Origin of the sequence: Mesorhizobium sp. M1E.F.Ca.ET.063.01.1.1 (genome assembly GCF_003998155.1) — a bacterium.
In the GTDB taxonomy this organism is placed as follows: Bacteria; Pseudomonadota; Alphaproteobacteria; order Rhizobiales; family Rhizobiaceae; genus Mesorhizobium.
The window spans coordinates 1-3,230 of the sequence record NZ_RZSC01000668.1 but is presented as its reverse complement, the minus strand read 5'-3'; the positions used below and the strand labels follow the sequence as shown (position 1 = coordinate 3,230).

Annotated in this window: 3 protein-coding genes; 1 reads left to right on the top strand and 2 read right to left on the bottom strand. The window is 63.6% G+C overall.

What is annotated here, in order from left to right:
- Positions 1-1,026, bottom strand: a 1,026-nt coding sequence (locus EOA29_RS30270) for an ROK family transcriptional regulator (protein ID WP_145969873.1), incomplete at its 3' end; no start/stop codon positions are given.
- A gap of 215 nt (positions 1,027-1,241) precedes the next feature.
- On the opposite strand from EOA29_RS30270, the gene EOA29_RS30265 reads away from it, so the two are divergent.
- Entirely contained in the window at positions 1,242-2,420 is a 1,179-nt protein-coding gene (locus EOA29_RS30265; RefSeq protein WP_126093570.1) for a M24 family metallopeptidase, read from the top strand.
- Positions 2,421-2,551: 131 nt separating this feature from the next.
- Here EOA29_RS30265 and EOA29_RS30260 read toward each other — a convergent pair.
- Positions 2,552-3,230, bottom strand: a 679-nt coding sequence (locus EOA29_RS30260; RefSeq protein ID WP_145969872.1) for an ABC transporter permease, incomplete at its 5' end; no start/stop codon positions are given.

Below are 3,230 nucleotides of genomic sequence, written 5' to 3'. Positions count from 1 at the left end.
AGCGACCAGGATGCGCGACGTCATGCGATCCTTGCGGGCAGAGACCGAGTTGTGCAGCGGTTCCGCTGACGCCGCCAGCCGTTCGAGCAGGGCAGGGGAAGCCAGTCCGCCGAGGACGATCGTTTCGGGGTCGAAGAGGTTCTCGATGATGGCGATCGCGTTGCGGAAGATCGGCGCTACCTCGGCCACCCACTCGGCATCATCGCCGCTCCACCGGCCTCGTGCTTCCAGCGAGATGTAGCGTTCGAGGCAGCCGCGATTGCCGCACGGACAGAACTCGCCGCCCGGGACGACCGGGATATGGCCGATCTCGCCGGCATTGCCCCAGGCGCCGCGCAGCGCGCTGCCGTCATGCAGCATGGTGCCGCCGAGCCCGACGCCGAAGTAGATATAGTAATATTCGGCATGCTTCGCGCCGAGGCCGTAAAGGCGCTCGCCCATGGCGGCGGCGGCCATGTCGTTCTCGAAGAAGGCCGGCAGGCCGGTGACGGCGGTCAGCCGCTCACGCAGCGGAACGTCCTGCCAGCCGGCCATGGTGGTCGGGCCGACGAAGCTCATCGGCTCGACGCCGAACGGTCCCGGAAGCGCCATGCCGATGCCGATGACCCGGCCACCCGAGCGGCGGCCGGTCAGTTCGGCAACCATGGCGCCGATCGCATCGAAGGCAGCGTCGGGCGTGGCGTTGGGCGCCTCGCGATGCGCGCTCTCGATCACGTCGCCGCTGAGGTTGATCAGCGCCGCGTCGATGCCGAGCGGGGTGAGGTGGATGCCGACGGCATAGCCGCCTTCCGGATTTATGCGCAGGGTTGCCGGCGGCAGGCCGCGGCCCTTCGGCTCCTCGCGGACCGACAGGATGTAACCCTGCTCCTCCAGTTCGCGAACGATGGTCGATACGGTCTGGACGGTGAGGCCGACATGCCGGGCGATGTCGCCGCGGGCGATGGGGCCGAAGCGACGGATGGATTCGAGCACGATGCGCCGGTTGTACGGCCGCCCGAACTCCTGATTGGTCCCTCGCAACGCCATGCCTTGCGCTCCCATCTGACGCAAGGTTCGCAGAGAAGATTTATTCAGTCAAATGGAATTCAAAAATAAATCGACGATGGAATCCTGAGGCGCGGGAAAGGGCAGGACCGGTTTAGGACCTGTGCACGTGCCGTCCTGGCTGATTGCCTCCATATTGAAGCCGCCTCAATGGTGAGGAACCAGCAATCGTTTGATCCGACAGGCATGGAGCAGAAATGATCGAATTGCCGTTTGCCCGCGACGAATACCAGCAGCGGCTTCGCAAGATTCGGACCGAGATGTCGAAGCGTGGCCTCGAACTCCTGATCGTCAACGACGTTGCCAACCAACATTACATCACCGGCTATGATGGCTGGTCATTCTACACGCCCCAGATGGTGCTGGTTCCGATCGAAGAGGCCGAGCCGGTCTGGATCGGCCGCGCCATGGATGCGGCGGGCGGGCTTCTGACCGCCTGGATGAAGCCCGAGAACGTGGTCGGTTTTCCGGAAGACCATGTTCAGCGGGCCGACCGCCATCCGATGGACTGGATCGCGAGCTGGATCGCCGCCAAAGGCTGGGGAAACAGGCACATCGGCATCGAACTCGAAGCCTATTATTTCTCTCCCAAAGGGCATGCGCGGCTTGTCGCTGGGCTTCCCAACGCAAAATGGCATGACGCTGATCTCCTGGTGAACTGGATCCGCGTGGTCAAATCCGCTCCCGAGATCGCCTACCTGCGCAAGGCCTCGACGCTCGCCGAAGCTGCCGTCGCGCGAGCTTTTGAAGTCATTGCGCCAGGCATTCGCGAATGCGATGCCATTGCCTCCATCCAGGCGGCGCAGATAGCCGGCAGCCCGGACTTCGCTGGCGATATCACCGCCCTTCCGCCAACGATCCTCGGCGGCGAGAATGCCTCGGCCCCACACATCATGTGGAGCGACAGGCGGTTCGGTGACAACGAGACGATTGCGCTGGAACTCGCTGGCGTCTGCCGCCGCTACGCGGCCGGGCTGGCGAGAACGGTGCAATTGGGCAAGACACCAACCCGTGTCGCGGACACCGCCAAGGCAGTGATCGAGGGCATGGCCGCGGTGCTCGACGCGGTCAGGCCGGGAACATCGGCCGAGGCAGTCGAGGCTGTGTGGCGCAAGGTTATACAACGCTACGGGCTGAAGAAGGAATCGCGCATCGGCTATTCCATCGGCGTCGCCTATCCGCCGGATTGGGGCGAACACACGATCAGCCTCAGGCCGGGCGACAAGACCGTGCTTACGCCCGGCAACGTCGTTCATTCCATCCTCGGAATGTGGATGGATGGTTGGGGCATCGAGATCAGTGAGACCATCCTGGTGACCGAAACCGGCCATGAGACCTTGACCAAGTTCCCGCGAGAGATTCATGTCAAATCCTGAGAGGGAGGCCACGGCAGATCCGGCCGGGAGCGCCACGACCCTGGCTGCGGCGGCGATCCGGTTTCTGTTCGTGCAATCGGACTGACCAACACCGGCTCGTGCAGGGTTCGCACGGACCGACGTGCGTCCGTTCAGTATCTGACAGCCCGGCGCTCGATCAGCACAACGATGCAGAACAGCGCGATCGACAACGACGACGACAGCACGATTGCCGCGTAGAGGCGGTCGGACTGGTAGTTGAAGGTCGCCTGGATGATCAGCGCGCCGAGGCCTTTGTCCGAGCCGATCCATTCGCCGACGATGGCGCCGATGACGGCCGTCGCGGAGGCGATGCGGAGCGAGGAGAACAGCATCGGCAGGGCGCGCGGCAGCCGCAGGCCCCAGAAAATCTCCGGGCGTGTCGCCGACAGCACCCGGAACAGCTCGTGCTCGTTGTCGCTTGCCGAATCCAGCCCGCGGATCATGTTCACCAGCGTCGGGAAGAAGCAGATCACCGCGGCGATGACGATCTTGGGTGTCATGCCGAGGCCGAAGATCAGGATGATGATCGGCGACAGCGCCAGGATCGGAATGGTGTTGAAGAACAGGACGATCGGGAAATAGGCGGCCTGCAGGATGCGGCTGTGCACGAACAGCACGGCAAGCAGCACGGCGGCCAGATTGCCGATGATGAAACCCGCCAACGCCTCGATCAGCGTCGGCCTCAGATTGTCGATGAGAAGCGGAAAATTCTTCTGGAAGACGCCGAAGATCGCGGTTGGCGTCGGCACGATATAGGCGGGAAAGCCCAGCAGCGGCACAAGGTACTGC